Below are 16,086 nucleotides of genomic sequence, written 5' to 3'. Positions count from 1 at the left end.
CATGGCACAGGCCAGTTTCCAGCGTCCCGTCTCCCCCACCGAATGGTGGTTCCTTGGCCACCCGCCGGAGCTGTCCGCCGCCGTGCAGATCGTGGTGGAGGGCGCCGGCGAGCTGACCGTGGCGCGGCTCGGCGAGGCCGTGGCGGTCGCCTCGGCGGCCTGCCCCGGCTCCCGGCTGGTGCGGGACGGCCGGCAGTGGGCCGACAGCGGGATGGCCCCTCCGGTGCGGGAGGCCGGCCACGCGGAGCTGCTGGCACCGTTGTCCGGCAGCACCTGCGAGGTGCTCGTGGTGGAGGGCGATCCGCGGTCCATCGTGTTCCGCGCCGACCACGCGGTGATGGACGCCAAGGGGGTGCTGACCTGGGCGGCCGACGTGTTCCGCGTGCTGCGCGGCGAGGATCCGCTCGGCGCGCCGGATCCGGTGAGCGACAAGGAGGTCTTCGACGGACTCCCGGAGACCGACGACCTCGCGATCCCGGAGTACGCGTGTGCTCCGGTGCTCGGCGCGCTCGAGCCGACCGACCACTCGCGCGCGGTCACCGGCCGCCGCAGTGTGCAGGGCACCCACCCCGGCCTCGCGGCGAAGCTGGCGACAGTGCTGGTTTCGGCCGCAGGTCGGGAGTCGGGCGTGTTCCACATCCCGGTCGATCTGCGCCATCTCGCCCCCGGCACGCGCAGCACGGCGAACCTCTCGACCGGTTTCACCCTGGAAGTCCGCGCGGACGAGGACGCCGAGAGTGTCCACTCGCGACTGCTCGCCGAACTCGCCGCGGGCGCCGCGGTGCGCAAGGCACCGCCGGCGAGCCTGCTGGAGATGCCGCTGGAGCAGCTCAACGAAGTGCTCACGACGATCGACCGGCGGGCCCGTGAGCGGGACGCTTTTCCCAGCCACGCCTCCCTTTCCCACGCCGGCCGGGTCGGCGCGGACACCTGGCACAGCCCGGGGTTCACCGGTCGCACCGCCTACCTGATGTCCCGGCCGAACCCCGGCGGCGCACCGGACTTCAACATCCTGGAAGTCGGTGACCGGACCGAGATCACGCTGTCCTGGTGGGACGGACCGGACACCGCGGACCGGATCGAGGGCCTGCTGGACCGTGTCGTCGAAGGGCTTTCGCCGGACCGGCACTGGCCCGGCAACGAAACCGCGGTGGTGCAGGACGTGCAAACCGATGTGGTGACCCGCGTCCTGCGTCAGGCCGAGCTGACGCCGGACGCGATCGCCGTGTCCGGACCGGACGGCGACCTCGGCTACCGCGAATTCACCCACCGCGCCGAGGTGATCGCCGCCGCGCTGCGCGATCGGGGCGTGGGCCAGGAGACGCTCGTCGGGGTCGTCGGCGACCGATCGAGCGCCGCGGTCACCGCACTGTGGGGCGTACTGCGTGCCGGAGCGGCGTACCTGCCGATCGACGCGCACCACCCCGACGGCCGGATCCGTGCCGTCCTCGAGGATTCCGGCGCGCCGGTGTGTCTCGTCGAACGCTCCCGTGACCATGGTTTCGCGCCCCCGGGCTGTGCCACCGTGGTCATCGAGGACCTCGACTACACCGCGGACCCGGACGTTCCCGAACCGGCGCCCGCCGACGACCAGCTGGCCTACGTCATCTACACCTCCGGCTCCACCGGGAAACCCAAGGGCGTCGAGATCGACCACGGGGCGCTGCGGAACTACGCGCACTGGGCCGTGCGCGAGTTCGCGCTGGACGCGACCACCCGGGCCCCGCTGCTCGTGTCGCTCGGCTTCGATCTGGCCGGCAACACGCTTTTCCCGCCGCTGCTGGCCGGTGGCGCGATCGTCACCTGCCCCGGCGAGATCAGCAACGAGCTGCTGGAACGGCTGCTGACCACGTCCGGGGCCACCACGCTCTCGCTGACCCCGTCCCATCTGGCGCTGATCAACCGGCTGGGCGTCACGGCGTCCGGTTTCCGCACCCTCGTGGTGATCGGCGAACAGCTCACGACCGCCGTCGCCCGGCGCGCGCAGGAGGTGTTCGGCCCGGAGTGCGTGGTCATCAACAGCTACGGCCCCACCGAAGCGACGGTCATGATGACCGTGCACCGCTTCGACGCGGTCACGGACACCGACGCGGCAGTGCCGATCGGCGTGCCGGTCGACAACAACACGGTGGTGCTGCTCGATCCGCACGGACGGCCGTCGCGCTCCGGCGAGCTGCTGATCGGCGGACGGCAGCTGGCCCGCCGTTACCGAGGCCGTCCGGACCTGACCGCCGAACGCTTCGTCACCCTTGCCGACGGCCGGCGCTACTACCGCACCGGCGACCTGGCCCGCATTCTACCCAGCGGTGAGCTGGAGTTCCTGGCCCGCACGGACGACCAGGTGAAGGTGCTGGGCCACCGCATCGAACCGGCCGAGATCGTGGCGGCGCTGGAAACCCATCCCGCGGTGCGCCAGGCCGTGGTGGTGCCGCGGGCCAGCGGTGAGCAGAAGGTGCTGTGCGCCTACGTCGTCGGCGATCCGGTCGGCACCGACACGGTGCTGGCCCATCTCGCCGACCGACTGCCCCGCTACATGCTCCCCGCCGCGACGGTGTTCGTCGACGACATCCCCCGCACGCTCAACGGCAAGGCCGATCCGAGCGCGCTGCCGAACCCGTTCCCCGGCACCACCGAGGCGGTCACCCACCATCCGCTGACCGCACGGGTCGCCGGGATCTGGGCCGGACTGCTGGGCATCCCCGCCGAGCGCATCGCACCCACCGCGGATTTCCATGAGCTGGGCGGCAATTCCCTGCTGTTCCTCGCCATGCTGGCCGCGCTGACCCGCGATCTGCTCGGCGAGACCCGGCACGACCTGATCACAGCCGAGCTGCCGCGCCTGGTCCGCGATCCCACCCTCGACGCCGTCACCGCGGTGGCGAAGGACCTGCTGGCCGCACCGCCCGTCGACGGCCTCCCGGAAACCTCCGGCCCGCGCCAGGAACACGCCGTGCCGGGATGATCCGCAACAGCACCGGTCGGCCCGCCGGCGGGAGCTGGAGTCACGACCGAGACAGTGCGACTCAGCCCTGATCGTGCGAGCGCAACTCCTGCGCCAGCGCGCCGCGACGTTCGGGCTCAGCACCGGGATCGCCATGGCCGACTGGGCGATCAGGCAACCATCCGGGAGCCCGGGGTCGGCGATGCGCTTCAGAGTGACGTCGAAGAACGCGCGAACCGCGGCGAGAGGATCCGAAGCCGCACACGAGAGGGCGGCTTCGTACCTGTCGCCATAGCGTGTGGCGTAGCGGTCCAGGCAACGCTGGAAGAGGGTGTCCTTGTCACCGAGCGAGGAGTAGAGCGAGCTGCGATTCAGGCCGGTCGCGCGGGACAGGTCGTCCACCGAGGTGTCGGCGTAACCGGCGCGCCAGAGCACTCGGCAGGACCTCGGCAGCAACCCGGTTCGCGAGCTGCTCCTGCGCGACCTCGCGGGGTTCACGCACCACTGGGTCGACGCGGACGGCGTCCGGCTCCACGCCGTCGAAGGCGGCCGGCCGGACGGCCCGGCTGTCGTCCTGCTCGCCGGATTCCCGCAGAACTGGTGGGCCTGGCGGAAGGTGCTGCCCCGCCTCGCCGGTCGGTTCCACGTCCTCGCGATCGACCTGCCGGGGCAGGGCCACTCCGAACGCCCGGAACGCGGCTACGACACGCATACCGTCGCGGCGCACGTCCAGGCCGCCGTCGAAGCCCTCGACGTGCCGAATTACTGGTTGGTCGCCCACGACATCGGCGCCTGGGTCGCGTTCTCCCTCGCCCTCGGTTTCCCGAGCCGGCTGCGCGGAGTCGCGCTGCTCGACGCCGGAATCCCCGGCATCACGCTCCCCGAGACAGTCCCCACCGACCCGGACCGGGCGTGGAAGACCTGGCACTTCGCGTTCCACGTCGTGCCCGGCCTGCCCGAGACGTTGCTCGCCGGCCGCGAACGCGAGTACGTCGACTGGTTCCTGAACGCGAAGACTCTCTCCCCCGGCAGCTTCGACGAAGCCGACATCGACCACTACGCGGCGGCCCTCGCCGCCGATGGTGGCCTCCGCGCCGCTCTCGCCTACTACCGCGACGCCGCCGAGTCAGCGCGCAAGAACCGTGCGGCGCTCGAACGGCAGCACCTGACCGTGCCGGTCCTCGGGATCTCCGGCAGTCACGGCTCCATTCCGGACATGGCGGCCGCCCTCAGTCCCTGGGCCGAGCACACGACCGGAGTCGTCGTGTCCGGCGCCGGGCACTTCATCCCCGACGAGCAACCCGAAGCCGTCGCCGCCGCGATAGCCGATTTCGCCGAGGGCGCCTGAAGGAAGCCGCGGCCCGGGACAGGGCCGCGACTTCGGAACGGAAAACGGTCAGGCGAACTGGATCCCGCCGTCGATCATGACCGACTGGCCGGTCATGTAGTCCGAATCGGGGGAAGCGAGGTAGGACACGTAACTCGCGACGTCCTCCGGCACGGAGACCCGGCCGAGGTGGATCAGGTCCGAGTACTTCGCGATGGCCTGCCCCTTCCGCAGTCCTTCGGATTCGGCCAGCTTCTCGTCGATGAGGTCCCACATCGCGGTGCCGACGATGCCGGGGCAGTAGGCGTTGACGGTGATGCCGTGCTTGGCCCACTCCATCGCCGCGGCCTGGGTGAGCCCGCGGACCGCCCACTTGGACGCCGAATAGTGCCCGAGCATCGCGAACGGCCGGTGCGCCACGATCGACGCCGCGCCGATGATCTTGCCACCACCGCCCTGTTCGATCATCCGCTTCGCGGCGGCCTGGTAGCACAGGAACATGCCGCGGGCGTTGACCGCCAGCATGCGGTCCCAGTCCTCCGGAGTGATCTCGAGCAGCGGCAGCACCTGCGCGATACCGGCGTTGGCGACCATCACGTCCAGCGAACCGAGCGCGCCGGCGGCCTCGCCCACCATGCGGGTCACCGCCTCGGGCTCCGACACGTCCGCGGTCACCGTGCCCGAACGCCGTCCCGCGCCCCGGATCTCGTCGGCCACCGCGGTCAGTTCGGCTTCGTTCGCGGCGATGTCGTTGACCACCACGTCGTGCCCGTCCTTGGCCAGCCGCAGCGCGATCGCCTTCCCGATCCCTCGTGCGGCCCCGGTGACGAGGACGTTCTTGCTCATGCGATGACTCCTTTGTGGTCGCAGGGCTTTCCCCGGAACATAGGGGTGCCCGGCCGCGACCGGAGCCGCCTCGCTGTCTCAGTTTGAGACAGCGAGTTCAGCCTCTCTCCTCTGCTTCCAGTTCCTCGAGGAAATCACCGAGCTGGGCCATGGTCGGGTACGACGCCCGGGCTCCGGGCCGGGTCGCCGCCAGCGCGCCGGCTCCGGAGGCCAGTCTGGTCGCGGCCAGGAGATCCAGTCCACGCGCGAGACCGTAGCCGACCGCGCCGGCGAACGCGTCGCCACTGCCGGTGGTGTCCACCGCGTTCACGCGCACAGCGGGCACCCGGGTGTGCTCCCCGGCCTCGAACAGCACGGATCCCTGGGCTCCCAGTGTCACGATCGCGCGGCGGATCCCGGCGCGGTCGAGGGCAGCCGCCGTCTCCGCCCAGCCGTCCGGGACGTCCCGGCACAGCTGCGCCAGTTCGTGGCGGTTGACGATGACGACGAAACAGTCGCGGAGAAGTTCGTCCGGCACCGCCCGGTAGGGCGACAGGTTGAGCACCACCTTCGCGCCGCTCGCCGCCGCGTGCCGGGCACACGTCGTGACCGTGTCGAGGGGCACTTCGAGGGCCAGCAGGACCACGTCCGCCTCGACGACCGCGGCACTGACCTCGTCGGTGGCGGTCAGCCGCGCATTGGCGCCCGGGACGACGACGATCGCGTTCTCGCCGGTGGCATCGACGCTGATGAACGCAGATCCGGTCGGTTCGTCCCGGCACACCAGCACGCGGTCCGAGACGATTCCGAGGTCCCGGAGGTCCGTCCGGACCGTGCGCGCCGCGTCGTCGTCGCCGGTCATCGCGACGAGTTCGACCTCGCCGCCGAGCAGGCGCGCGGCGGCCGCCTGGTTGAAGGACTTGCCGCCGGTTCCGGCACGGGCCGAATCGGCCAGCACGGTCTCACCCGGTTTCGCGATCGCCGGGACGCGCAGCGAATGATCGAGGTTCACCGAACCGACGCTGACGATACGACCTGTGCTCACGAGGAACTCCTGACCGGGGCGGCCTTCGCCTCCGCGGAAACGGGGCGCGGGATCGCGAACGACGCGGCGAAGGCGGCGAGCAGGAAGACCGCGCTGCCGATCGCGGCACCGGTGTATCCGGCCGCGGGAGCCGAAGCGGACGGGGTCGCCGCCGCCTGGACCGCGTAGATGACCAGGAAACTGAGGCCGGCGCCGATGTTGAACGCCCCGGTGTTCAGCCCGGGAAGGGAACCCGGCCGGTCCGCCGGGCTGAGGACGACCCCGAGCCCGTTGAGCATGATGTTCGCCATGCCCGCGTACAGCACGCCGACCCAGACGGCGATGACGAACAGGAACACCGTGGAGCTGCCGCGCACGCCGAAGGCCAGCGCGATCATGCCCACGACCGTGCCGAGAATCCCGATGCGGAGCATGCTCTTGTAGCCGAAGCCGGCGGCGAGCCTGCCGGCGAACGGTCCCATCACCAGCCCCGCGACGGCGTACGGCGTCAGGACGAGAGCAGAAACCGTTTCGGCGTCGAGCCGGAAGCCGAGTGCACCGTCCTGGGCGAGGGCCGGGAGGACGCCGTTCATGATCGCGAAAACGCCACCCAGGGTGAGCGTGGTCGTGCCGATCAGGGCCCAGGTGGACCGTTCCCGCAGCTGGGCGATCGGGACCAGCGGAGCCGCGCTGCGTCCCTCGGCCAGCCAGAACACCGCGAAAGCCACGGCTGCCAGCACCGCGGTGCCGATCGCGATCCACCAGTTCGCGTCGCCGAGCTTGCCCATCTCGTTGACCGCGACGAGAGCCGCGCCGACGGCGACGACCAGAAGAACCGTGCCGGCGACGTCGAGACGACGGCGGTCCTCGGCGAAGGACTCCTCGCTCAGGAAACGCACCAGAACCGCCGCGGCGACGGCCACCGCCGCCATGGTCCAGAAGATGGCGTGGAATCCGTGATGGGTCACCAGATAACCACCGAGGAGTGCGTCGAATCCCGCGATTCCGCCGTTGACCGCGGTCACCACTCCCATGAGCGTTCCGTATTTCTTCGGCTCACGTACCTCGGCACGCAACATCACCAGCGCGATCGGAATCACCGGTCCGGAGGCACCCTGGATCACCCGGCCGGCGAAAAGCACCTCGATATTCGGCGCGAGCGCTGCGAGCACACATCCCGCCGCCGTGATCAGCAGCGCGGCACACAGAACCCGGCGCCGGCCGGCGATGTCGGCCAGCCGGGGCAGGAAAAGCGCGAACATCGCGGCGGCGGTGAAGAACGCGGTCTGCGTGGTGGCCACGGCGCCCGCACTCACCTGCAATTGCTCCTGAATGGACACGAGTGCCGGGCTGAGCATGCTCGCGTTCAACTGGAAAGCCAGACATGCGGAAAGCAATGCCACCATCAGTATCGTGGCCGGCGATCCGGTCCGGGTTCGGTTCACTGACATCATTGTCGGTACTTTCGTTTTCGCTGAAAGAGATGCTAGACTTGTCCTGACTCGGTAAATGGATTCGACGGTGAGGTAATGGCGGTTTCACTTCGGGATGTTGCCGACGCCGCGGGCGTCTCGATCGCGACCGCCTCGCGCGCGCTCGGTGGCAAGGGGCGGGTGTCGGAGGCCTCGATGCGCCTCGTGCGCGAGACCGCGGACCGTCTCGGCTATCGGGTCAACGCGCTGGGCAAGGCGCTGCGCGAAGGGTCCGACGGGGTCGTCGGCATCGTGGTTCCCATGGTCAGCAATCCGTTCTACGCCTCCCTGGTGCACGAATTCGAGGACCAGCTCTCGAGCCGTAACCTGAAATTGCTCATCGCGGACTCGCACGGCGAACTCGACCGCGAGGTCGAACGGCTCGAAGCGCTGGCGGGCCGCCGGGTCCGCGGAATCTTCGTCGTCCCGGCGTACTTCGACCGGTCCCGCCCCACCATCACGAAGATCGCCCGGCAGCTGCCGCTGGTGCAGGTCGACCGGCGGGTCGAGGACGACGCGACGCTGACTTTCGTCGGCGTGGACAACGCGGACGGCGTCGAGCAGATCCTGCGGCACGTTTCCGGGCAAGGAGCCGGCACGGTCGTCTTCGTCGGCGCCGATGACCGGACCTCGGTGGGCCGGGAGCGCGCCCGGGCTTTCTCGCGGGGCGTGGAGCAGTTCGGCCTCACCGCGCAGCGGCCGGTGATCGACCGGTACCTGTTCGAATTCGGCCTTTCGGCGGCGAACCGGCTGCTGCGCCGGTCGAAGCTGCCGGACGCGGTGATCGCGGGCGACGACCTCATCGCGACCGGACTGCTCGCCGGGTTCGCCCGCCACGGCGTCGCGGTCCCGGACGAGCTGCTGATCACCGGTTTCGACGGCACGATCCTCGCCGACATCTGCAATCCGACCCTGACCACGGTGGCGCAGCCGATGGCGAAAATCGCCGAGGTCGCGGTCGCGCACCTGATGCAGCAGATCGACGACGCCGGCGCCGCCGGGCCGCACGTCCGGCTGCGCGCGACCCTGCGGCCGGGCGGTTCGACCGGGCGCCGCCCGGCGCGGCCCGCTGCACACAGCGCTACTTGAGGTTCGCGACGGCATCGCGGACCAGCTGCCAGAACTTCGGCACGTCCAGCGTGATCGCGATATCGGCGTTCGGCTCCTTGCCCAGCATATCGTGCAGGTCGACCGCGGTGGCCCCGGAGGTGAACTCGCCCCGGGTCTCCACGTCGACATGGCTGCGCCGGATGCTCGCCACGGCGCGGTCGATCGCGATCGCGACCGTGATCGGGTCGTGCAGCGGCCCCTCCGGCATTCCTTCGACCGCTTCGTAGGTGCTGCAGAAGAACCGGAGCAGTTCGACACCGAACGCGCCGGTCTCGTTCCCGATCGCGCCGATCGAATCGATCACCTCGCGCGTGATCAGGGCCTGGTGGGAAATGTTCAGCCCGACCATCGTCAGCGGCAGGCCGGATGTGAACACCAGATCGGCCGCCTCCGGGTCGACCCAGGCGTTGAACTCGGGGTAGGCGCCGACGTTGCCACGCCCCGTCGAGCCGCCCATCCAGATGATCTCCTTGATCTTCCCGCGGAGATCGGACCGCTGCTGCAGCAACGTCGCGATGTTGGTGAGCGGTCCCGTCGGGATGAGGGTGACCGGTTCCGCCGCGTTTTCGAGGAGGTCCGCGATCAGCTCGACCGCGCTGCGCTCGTCCAGCGGAACCGTGGGAGTCGGCAGGACGGGACCACCGAGTGCGTTGGCACCGTGGATCCAGGTCGCCGGAGTGAGCTCTCGCCGCAGCGGTTTGTCGGCGCCGGCGGCAATGGGCACCCCCTCGACACCCGCCACGGTGAGCGCGACGCGCGCGTTGTGCGTGGTGTGTTCCAGGCGGCCGTTCCCGCCCACGGTGGTGACGCCGAGCAGGTCGATCGCCGGAGTGCCGGCGGCGAGCCAGAGGGCGAAGACATCGTCATGACCGGGGTCGCAGTCGATGATGACCGGAGTGGGCATGCTGCTCCTCTGCAGTGTGTAAACGTTTCCATCGATGTGGAAACGATTACACTCGTGACGGGACTTGTCAAGGGACGGAAGAGCGCCCGCGGCGGTCCTGGCTGCCGGTTAGAGTGCGTTGTGCACCTTCGGACCCTGCGCTCCTTCGTGGTGCTCGCCGAGGAGCTGAACTTCACCCGCGCAGCCGAGCGGCTGCACGTCGCGCAGCCCGCGTTGAGTCAGCAGATCCGCGGACTGGAAAGGGAACTGGGCGCGCAGCTCGTGGACCGGGGGCAGCGGCCGCTGCGACTGACCGAGGCCGGCAGCTACCTGCACACCGAAGCGTTGCGCATCCTGGCCACCTGTGAACAGGTCGCGCTCGGGACGCAGCAGATCGGGGCCGGCGAACGGGGCTGGCTCGCGATCGGGTTCACCCGCTCGTCGATGTACAGCGTCCTGCCACCGGCGCTGAAAGCGTTCCACCACGCGTTTCCCCAGGTCGAGCTGAAACTGTTCGAAATGGTCACCGAGGAGCACGCGGACGCGCTGCGGGAAGGACGGATCCACATCGGGATCGGCAGGCAGCCCGCCCCGATTCCCGGGTGCGCGACCCGGCTGCTGCTGCGCGAGCGCCTTTCGGTCGTCCTCGCCCCGGACCATCCGGTCGCCGACGCCGGCGAGATCCGGCTCGCCGACCTCGCCGAAACCCCGCTGATCCTCTATCCGCAGCACCCTTCCGCGCAGTTCGCGCGGTCGGTCGAAGCACTGTTCCGCGACGCCGGGTTCGTCCCGTTCGTCGCGCACCGGACGTTCGAGATCCAGACCGCGATCGCACTGGTCGCCGCCGGGCTCGGGATGACCTTCGTCGGTGATTCGGTGGCCGCGCACGGCCGTCCGGACGTCGTCTGCCGGCACGTGGCCGGGCTGGGCACGGTCAAAGGGACCAGCACGCTGGCCGCGACGTACCGCTCCGCCGATCCGTCCCCGCACCTGCGGGCGTTCCTGGACTGCCTGCCCGACGTGGGCACCATAAGTTCCGGCGAATAGTACGAGACGATCCTGGTCTTGGACCGTACCGGCGGCGTCTTCCTACCATCGGAGCACCTTCCCCGCCGATGATCGCTGAGGTCGACGATGACTGATCGGATCGAGAAGACGACGATCAAGAAGCTGTACCTGCGCTTGATCCCGCTGCTGTTCGTGATGACCTTCGTCAACTACCTCGACCGCATCAACATCGGTTTCGCCCAGTTGGAAATGGGCGAGCAGCTGAAAATCGACCCGGCCGCGTTCGGTTTCGCCGGGAGCATCTTCTTCCTCGGATACATGGTGCTCGAAGTGCCGAGCAACCTGGTCCTGCACCGGGTCGGTGCCCGCCGCTGGATCGCGCGGATCCTGCTGACGTGGGGCGTCGTGTCGGCGCTGACGGCGTTCGTCTTCGACGACACGAGCCTGTACGTGATGCGGTTCCTGCTCGGCGTGATGGAGGCGGGTTTCCTGCCCGGCGTCGCGGTGTACGTGGCGCAGTGGTTTCCCGTGCGACATCGGGCCCGGGCAGTCGGCGGGTACATCATCGGCAGTTCCGTCGCTGCGGTGGTCGGCGGGCCGCTGTCCACGGCACTGATGACCTACGCCGACGATCTGCTCCGGCTGGCCGGCTGGCAGTGGATGTTCCTGCTGGAGGGCGGCGCCGCCGTCGTGCTGGGACTGTGCGCCCTGCGCTGGATGACCGACAAACCGGCCGACGCGCGATGGCTCGACTCGCGGCAGCGGGCGTGGCTGGAAACGACGCTCGAGGGCGAGCGAGGTGACCAGACGCGGGTCCCGGTGCGGCGGGTCGTCGGCGACAGCCGGGTCTGGAGTCTCGCGATCCTGTTCGGCTGCGCGCTGGTCGGCATCTACGGATTGCTGCTGTGGCTGCCGCAGATCATCAAGAGCCTCGGCGACCTGAGCACCCTGCAGGTCGGTTTCCTCTCGGCGATCCCGCCGTTGCTCGGGGTCCTGGGCACGTTCGTCGTCAGCCGCAGCTCCGACCGCACCGGCGACCGCAAGAAGCATCTCGCGTTCGTGTACGGGATGAGCGCGGTCGCGATCGCCGCCAGCGCGTACGTGCCGAACCCGGTCCTCGCGTACTCCTTGTTGTGTGTGACCGGGCTGTTCATCTACGCGGGGAACCCCCTCTTCTGGAGCCTGGCGTCCTCGTTCCGCACCGGTGCCGCCGGTGCGGCGACGGTCGCGCTGATCAACACGATCGCGCAGTTCGGCGGGCTGGTCGGCCCCTGGAGCATCGGGCTCGTGCGCGACGCGACCGGCAGTTTCCGCCTGGCTCTGCTCACCATCGCCGTCTTCCTCGTCGTCGCCACGGTGCTCGCGCTGCTGATGCGCGTGCGAGGCAAGGACGGCAGCACGCCCACCTCGAAGCTGGAACACGGAGAACTCCCGGCATGATCATCGACTGTCACGGCCACTACACGACCGCGCCGGCGGAACTGCACGCCTGGCGCAGGCAGCAGATCGACGGTGGCGCGCCACCGCCCCCGGTGTTCTCCGACGACCTGATCCGCGAGACGATCGAGCCCCACCAGATGCGCAGGCAAGACGAACGCGGCATCGACCTGACGATCTTCTCGCCGCGGGCGGCGAGCATGGGACACCACCTCGCCCCGGTGGACGAGAACGAGCAGTGGTCGCGCGTGTGCAACGACCTGGTCCACCGCGTGTGCGAACTCTTTCCCGGCCGCTTCGCCGGGGTCTGCCAGCTCCCGCAGGCACCCGGGGCCGGTCCCGCGGACTGCGTGCCCGAACTCCGGCGCTGCGTGGACGAACTCGGCTTCGTCGGCTGCAACCTGAACCCGGATCCCTCCGGCGGCGACTGGACGGGGCCGCCACTGACCGACCGTGCGTGGTACCCGCTTTACGAAGCCCTCGTCGAGCTCGACGTGCCCGCGATGGTGCATGTGTCCTCTTCGGACAATCCCAACGCGCACACCACCGGCGCGCACTACCTCAACGCCGACACCGCCGTGTTCATGCAGCTGCTGTCGGGCGACCTGTTCCGGGATTTCCCGGATCTGCGCCTGGTCCTGCCGCACGGCGGCGGCGCGGTGCCGTACCACTGGGGCCGCTACCGCGGTCTCGCGCAGAACCTGGGCCGGCCACCGCTGGCGGAGCACCTGCTTCGCAACGTCTTCTTCGACACCTGCGTCTACCACCAGGCCGGCATCGACCTGCTGACCCGCGTGCTGCCGGCCGGGAGCATCCTGTTCGCCTCGGAAACCTTCGGCGCGGTCGAGGGCACCGACCCGGAGACGGGACACTCGTACGACGACACCCGCAGATACGTCGAGGCGGCACCGTCGCTCGGACCGGCCGAACGCGACCGCGTCTTCGAGCGCAACGCGCGGTCGGTGTACCCGCGGCTGCCCGCCCAGCTCGAACTTTCCCACTCCGCATGAACCGAGGAGCACCGTTGACCATCGGCTGGCGTCGCCGCCCCTCCCCCGAACCGGTCGCGTCGGACGTCGTCGCTTCCGCCGCGGGACTGGCCGTTTCCCTGCTCAGTGACAACATGGCGCGCGTCTCGGGCGCCGTCGGACTGCGGCACCGGCACGACGGCACACCGATGGCGGGCACGGCGGTCACGGTCCGCACCCGCGCGGGCGACAACCTCGCCGTCTACCGCGCGTTCGACCACTGCCGTCCCGGGGACGTCCTGGTTGTCGACGGCGGTGGCGCCCTCGACCAGGCACTGATGGGCGACATCATGACCAGCTTCGCCGAGCGCCGTGGGCTGGCCGGAGTCGTGGTCGACGGCGCGATCCGCGACGTCGCGGCGATCCGGCAACGGCCGTTTCCGGTCTTCTCCCGCGGGGTGACGCACCGCGGGCCGCACAAGAACGGTCCCGGTGAGGTCAACGTGCCGGTCTCGATCGGCGGGATGGTGGTGCACCCCGGCGACCTCGTCGTCGGCGACGAGGACGGCGTGCTGGCGATCCCGGTCGCCGACGCGGCCACCGTGATCGCGGGCGCCCGTGCGCAAGCGGCCAAGGAGGCGGGAGCGCTGGCGGCCATTGCCGAGGACCGCTACGACCTGTCGTGGGTGACCGCTCGCGAGCAGCTGATGCGGGACGGCTGAAGCCGCCCGTCAGCTGGTGACCCACGCCTCCGGTTGGCCCCGCGCGCCACGGGTAACCGGGACGGGTGAAGGGCACCGAAGATCGGCTCCCCACGATCCGGGATTTCCCCGAGCTCGTGGACACGTTCCGGCAGGCCGGCGAGAAGGGGCTGTTCGTCCGGTGGTCGCGGGGGCCGGAGGCGGACCTGCGGTCCGGGCAGGAAAGCCGTGACGGGCTCACCGGAGCGGCGTTGCCCGGCCTCTCGGCCAACTCGCTGAAGCGGGAACCGTGGTGGCGCGACCGTTCGGCCCGGCTGTGGCTGGCCCGCCGGCTCTACGACTATCAGCATCTGCGTGATCTGCGCGGCCCGGGTGTGCGGCCGTGGCTGCTGCGGGGCCGGGAACTGGCCCGTGGCCCGGACAACGAGCCACTGGTCGTGTGCGAGGAGCCGATCGCCTGGATCGCGGACGACGTACTGCGGGAAGCGCGACGGCTGGTGCGTGACCAGGGTGCCCGCGAATGGGGACCGATGGACCGGCGACCGTGAGCACATCACGGTCCCCCTCACCACCGCGCCACGCGCACCACGGTCCCCCTCACCACCGCGCCACGCGCACACCACGGTCCCCCTCACCCGCTCGTGCCGCTCACTTCCAGTACTGCCCAGACGACTTTGCCGCCGGTCCATCTCGGGCTGCATCCCCACACCCGGGACAGCTGAGCGACCAGTTTCAGGCCCAGGCCGCCTCCGGCGTTCGCCAGTCGCTCCCGCAGGACCGCCGGGCGGGGATCGTCGTCGGTCACCGCGACTGTGCATCGGTTCCGGCGCAGTTCCAGCCTCAGCCTCGGGGTCGAATCGGTGTGCTGCAAGGCGTTCTCGACGAGTTCGGTCACCACTGACTTCGCGTCGTCGATGAGGCCCGGCACGGCCCAGTCCTCGCAGATCTCCCGCACGGACTCGCGGGCGCGCACCGCCGCGCCCGTCGAGCGCGGGATCTCCCGCTGCACCCGCAACTGGGGCGGCCGGTCGAGCACCGCGGCGGCCCCGTCCACCGAGGCCTCGACACGAGTCAACCGGTCGACCGTACGGTTGCGCAGCAGCGCGCGATGGTCCGGGCGCTCCGACACCACCGCGAACGGGACCGCCGGCCAGTCCCCGATCCGCAGGGCGACCAGGGCGAACACACTCGTCAGCGCCGGGTCGTCGATCTCCAGCTCCGAGATGTCGGCGATCAGCGCGTCCGCGTCGACGGCGCTCTTGAGCAGACCGTCGCGCAGGTCAGGGTAGGACCGCAGGTCCAGGTGGCCGGCCGCGCGAGCGAGAACGAACTCGCCCTGCTGGGTGCGGCTGACCCGCAGCCGCGGCGCACTCATTCGGACTCCTCTTCGATCGCAAGGAGAAACCTCCGCAACGTGTCCGCCGCGTCCGTCCACTCGCGTTCCGAGTCGGCGACCCGCTCGGCCAGCCCCGGACCACCGGTCCGCAGGTGCTGTCGCATCCGGCGGCTCAGTGTGGCGCGTTCGTCGAGAGACCGCAGCGCCGTACCGAGAGCCCGGCGCAGTTCCTGGTCCTGCGCGAAGAGCAACGCCTTCGCCGACCAGGCATGGCCGATGTGACACCGGTACTGGCCGGGCCCGAGTTCGGTCAACGTCCCACCGCAGTCCGGGCAGGTGAACTCACTCGGCGTCGTCTCCGGTGGCAGGGCCCCCAGCTGCACGCCCGCCCGGGCGATCCGGTCGTCGAGCAGCAGGTGCGGAGGCGGTTGCGGGAGCACGCCCGGATCGACGGGCACCCGGCTGAGCTTGTCGAGCGCGGGGGCGATCTCTCCGGCAGGCAGCACCTGGTCGGTGTCGACCAGCTCCAGCGCGGCCCGCGGCATGCCGGGGTACATCGCGTCGGCGGGATCCTGGACGATCGCGAGCCCACCGAGCGCGGTCACCGCGTGGAGACCGGCGGCGCCGTCGTCGAGAGCGCCGGAAAGGATCACTCCGAGCACTCGAGGACCGGCGGCGATCGCGGCGGAGCGGAAGGTGGCGTTGACGGACGGCCGGTGCCCGCTCTCGGTGGGCCCGTCGGTGAGCACGACGGCGTCATCCTCGACCAGCAGGTGCCGCCCTGGCGGGGCGACGAGCACGGTGCCCGGGCGGATCGGCTCGCCGTGGGACGCGCTGCGCGCCGGCAACGGGCCCGCCCTGTCCAGGATCGAGGCCAGCGCGCTCGGACCGTCCGCACGCACGTGCAGCACGACCAGCACGGCGGCCGGGAAGTTCGCGGGCAAGCCTGCCATCAGGGCTTTCAGCGGCGTCACGCCACCCGCGGAGGCTCCGATCACCACGAGATCGCGGCGGACCCTCGACACGGCATTCACCTCTTCGTCGTCCGCTGGCG

General features: G+C 70.3%; 14 protein-coding genes and 1 pseudogene. 8 read left to right on the top strand and 7 right to left on the bottom strand.

Features of this window, described 5'->3' with window-relative positions; all coding sequences use genetic code 11:
* Window position 1 precedes the first annotated feature (1 nt).
* Entirely contained in the window at window positions 2-2,962 is a 2,961-nt protein-coding gene (locus tag BJY18_RS33185) for a non-ribosomal peptide synthetase (RefSeq protein ID WP_184783800.1), read from the top strand.
* Window positions 2,963-3,271: 309 nt separating this feature from the next.
* Here the strand turns inward: BJY18_RS33185 and BJY18_RS37595 are convergent.
* A pseudogene (locus tag BJY18_RS37595) lies at window positions 3,272-3,376 on the bottom strand (TetR/AcrR family transcriptional regulator); the annotation flags it as partial.
* 34 nt (window positions 3,377-3,410) lie between these two features.
* On the opposite strand from BJY18_RS37595, the gene BJY18_RS33175 reads away from it, so the two are divergent.
* Window positions 3,411-4,289, top strand: coding sequence for an alpha/beta fold hydrolase (locus tag BJY18_RS33175; protein ID WP_184785003.1), 879 nt, complete (start codon window positions 3,411-3,413; stop codon window positions 4,287-4,289).
* Between the two features lie 48 nt (window positions 4,290-4,337).
* Here BJY18_RS33175 and BJY18_RS33170 read toward each other — a convergent pair whose 3' ends face one another.
* From BJY18_RS33170 to BJY18_RS33160, 3 genes are all read right to left on the bottom strand, one after another.
* Complete coding sequence (locus BJY18_RS33170; protein WP_184783799.1) at window positions 4,338-5,114, bottom strand: acetoin reductase; 777 nt, start codon at window positions 5,112-5,114, stop codon at window positions 4,338-4,340.
* A gap of 97 nt (window positions 5,115-5,211) precedes the next feature.
* The gene (locus tag BJY18_RS33165) at window positions 5,212-6,138 is read right to left on the bottom strand and encodes a ribokinase (RefSeq protein WP_184783798.1); all 927 of its coding nucleotides are present in this window, start codon (window positions 6,136-6,138) and stop codon (window positions 5,212-5,214) included.
* Complete coding sequence (locus BJY18_RS33160; protein WP_376774776.1) at window positions 6,135-7,523, bottom strand: MFS transporter; 1,389 nt, start codon at window positions 7,521-7,523, stop codon at window positions 6,135-6,137. The genes BJY18_RS33165 and BJY18_RS33160 overlap by 4 nt, the downstream gene beginning before the upstream one ends.
* A 123-nt stretch (window positions 7,524-7,646) precedes the next feature.
* Here BJY18_RS33160 and BJY18_RS33155 point away from each other — a divergent pair, with 123 nt between their 5' ends.
* The gene (locus BJY18_RS33155; protein WP_184783796.1) at window positions 7,647-8,678 is read left to right on the top strand and encodes a LacI family DNA-binding transcriptional regulator; all 1,032 of its coding nucleotides are present in this window, start codon (window positions 7,647-7,649) and stop codon (window positions 8,676-8,678) included.
* Here BJY18_RS33155 and BJY18_RS33150 read toward each other — a convergent pair.
* Window positions 8,671-9,603, bottom strand: a complete 933-nt coding sequence (locus BJY18_RS33150) for a nucleoside hydrolase (protein WP_184783795.1) — start codon at window positions 9,601-9,603, stop codon at window positions 8,671-8,673. The two genes, BJY18_RS33155 and BJY18_RS33150, sit on opposite strands and share 8 nt — an antisense overlap.
* A 120-nt stretch (window positions 9,604-9,723) precedes the next feature.
* Here BJY18_RS33150 and BJY18_RS33145 point away from each other — a divergent pair, with 120 nt between their 5' ends.
* The 5 genes from BJY18_RS33145 to BJY18_RS33125 all read left to right on the top strand — a co-directional run bounded on the left by BJY18_RS33145 (window position 9,724) and on the right by BJY18_RS33125 (window position 14,244).
* On the top strand, window positions 9,724-10,629 hold the full coding sequence (locus BJY18_RS33145; protein ID WP_184783794.1) for a LysR family transcriptional regulator: 906 nt from the start codon (window positions 9,724-9,726) through the stop codon (window positions 10,627-10,629).
* Between the two features lie 87 nt (window positions 10,630-10,716).
* Window positions 10,717-12,030, top strand: a complete 1,314-nt coding sequence (locus tag BJY18_RS33140; RefSeq protein WP_184783793.1) for an MFS transporter — start codon at window positions 10,717-10,719, stop codon at window positions 12,028-12,030.
* Window positions 12,027-13,037 carry an amidohydrolase family protein gene (locus tag BJY18_RS33135; protein WP_184783792.1) on the top strand — a complete coding sequence of 337 codons (1,011 nt, stop codon included), beginning with the start codon at window positions 12,027-12,029 and terminating at the stop codon, window positions 13,035-13,037. The genes BJY18_RS33140 and BJY18_RS33135 overlap by 4 nt, the downstream gene beginning before the upstream one ends.
* Window positions 13,038-13,051: 14 nt before the next feature.
* Window positions 13,052-13,717 carry an RraA family protein gene (locus tag BJY18_RS33130; protein ID WP_221458070.1) on the top strand — a complete coding sequence of 222 codons (666 nt, stop codon included), beginning with the start codon at window positions 13,052-13,054 and terminating at the stop codon, window positions 13,715-13,717.
* Between the two features lie 65 nt (window positions 13,718-13,782).
* Window positions 13,783-14,244 carry a DUF6098 family protein gene (locus BJY18_RS33125; protein WP_312874045.1) on the top strand — a complete coding sequence of 154 codons (462 nt, stop codon included), beginning with the start codon at window positions 13,783-13,785 and terminating at the stop codon, window positions 14,242-14,244.
* Between the two features lie 83 nt (window positions 14,245-14,327).
* Here the strand turns inward: BJY18_RS33125 and BJY18_RS33120 are convergent, their stop codons facing one another.
* Complete coding sequence (locus BJY18_RS33120) at window positions 14,328-15,071, bottom strand: ATP-binding protein (RefSeq protein ID WP_246459041.1); 744 nt, start codon at window positions 15,069-15,071, stop codon at window positions 14,328-14,330.
* Complete coding sequence (locus BJY18_RS33115) at window positions 15,068-16,057, bottom strand: chemotaxis protein CheB (protein WP_312874044.1); 990 nt, start codon at window positions 16,055-16,057, stop codon at window positions 15,068-15,070. Before BJY18_RS33115 ends, BJY18_RS33120 begins: the two co-directional genes overlap by 4 nt.
* Between the last annotated feature and the right edge of the window lie 29 nt (window positions 16,058-16,086).

It is taken from the genome of Amycolatopsis jiangsuensis, assembly GCF_014204865.1.
Taxonomy (GTDB): Bacteria; Actinomycetota; Actinomycetes; order Mycobacteriales; family Pseudonocardiaceae; genus Amycolatopsis; species Amycolatopsis jiangsuensis.
This window is presented reverse-complemented; position numbering and strand designations above follow the sequence as displayed.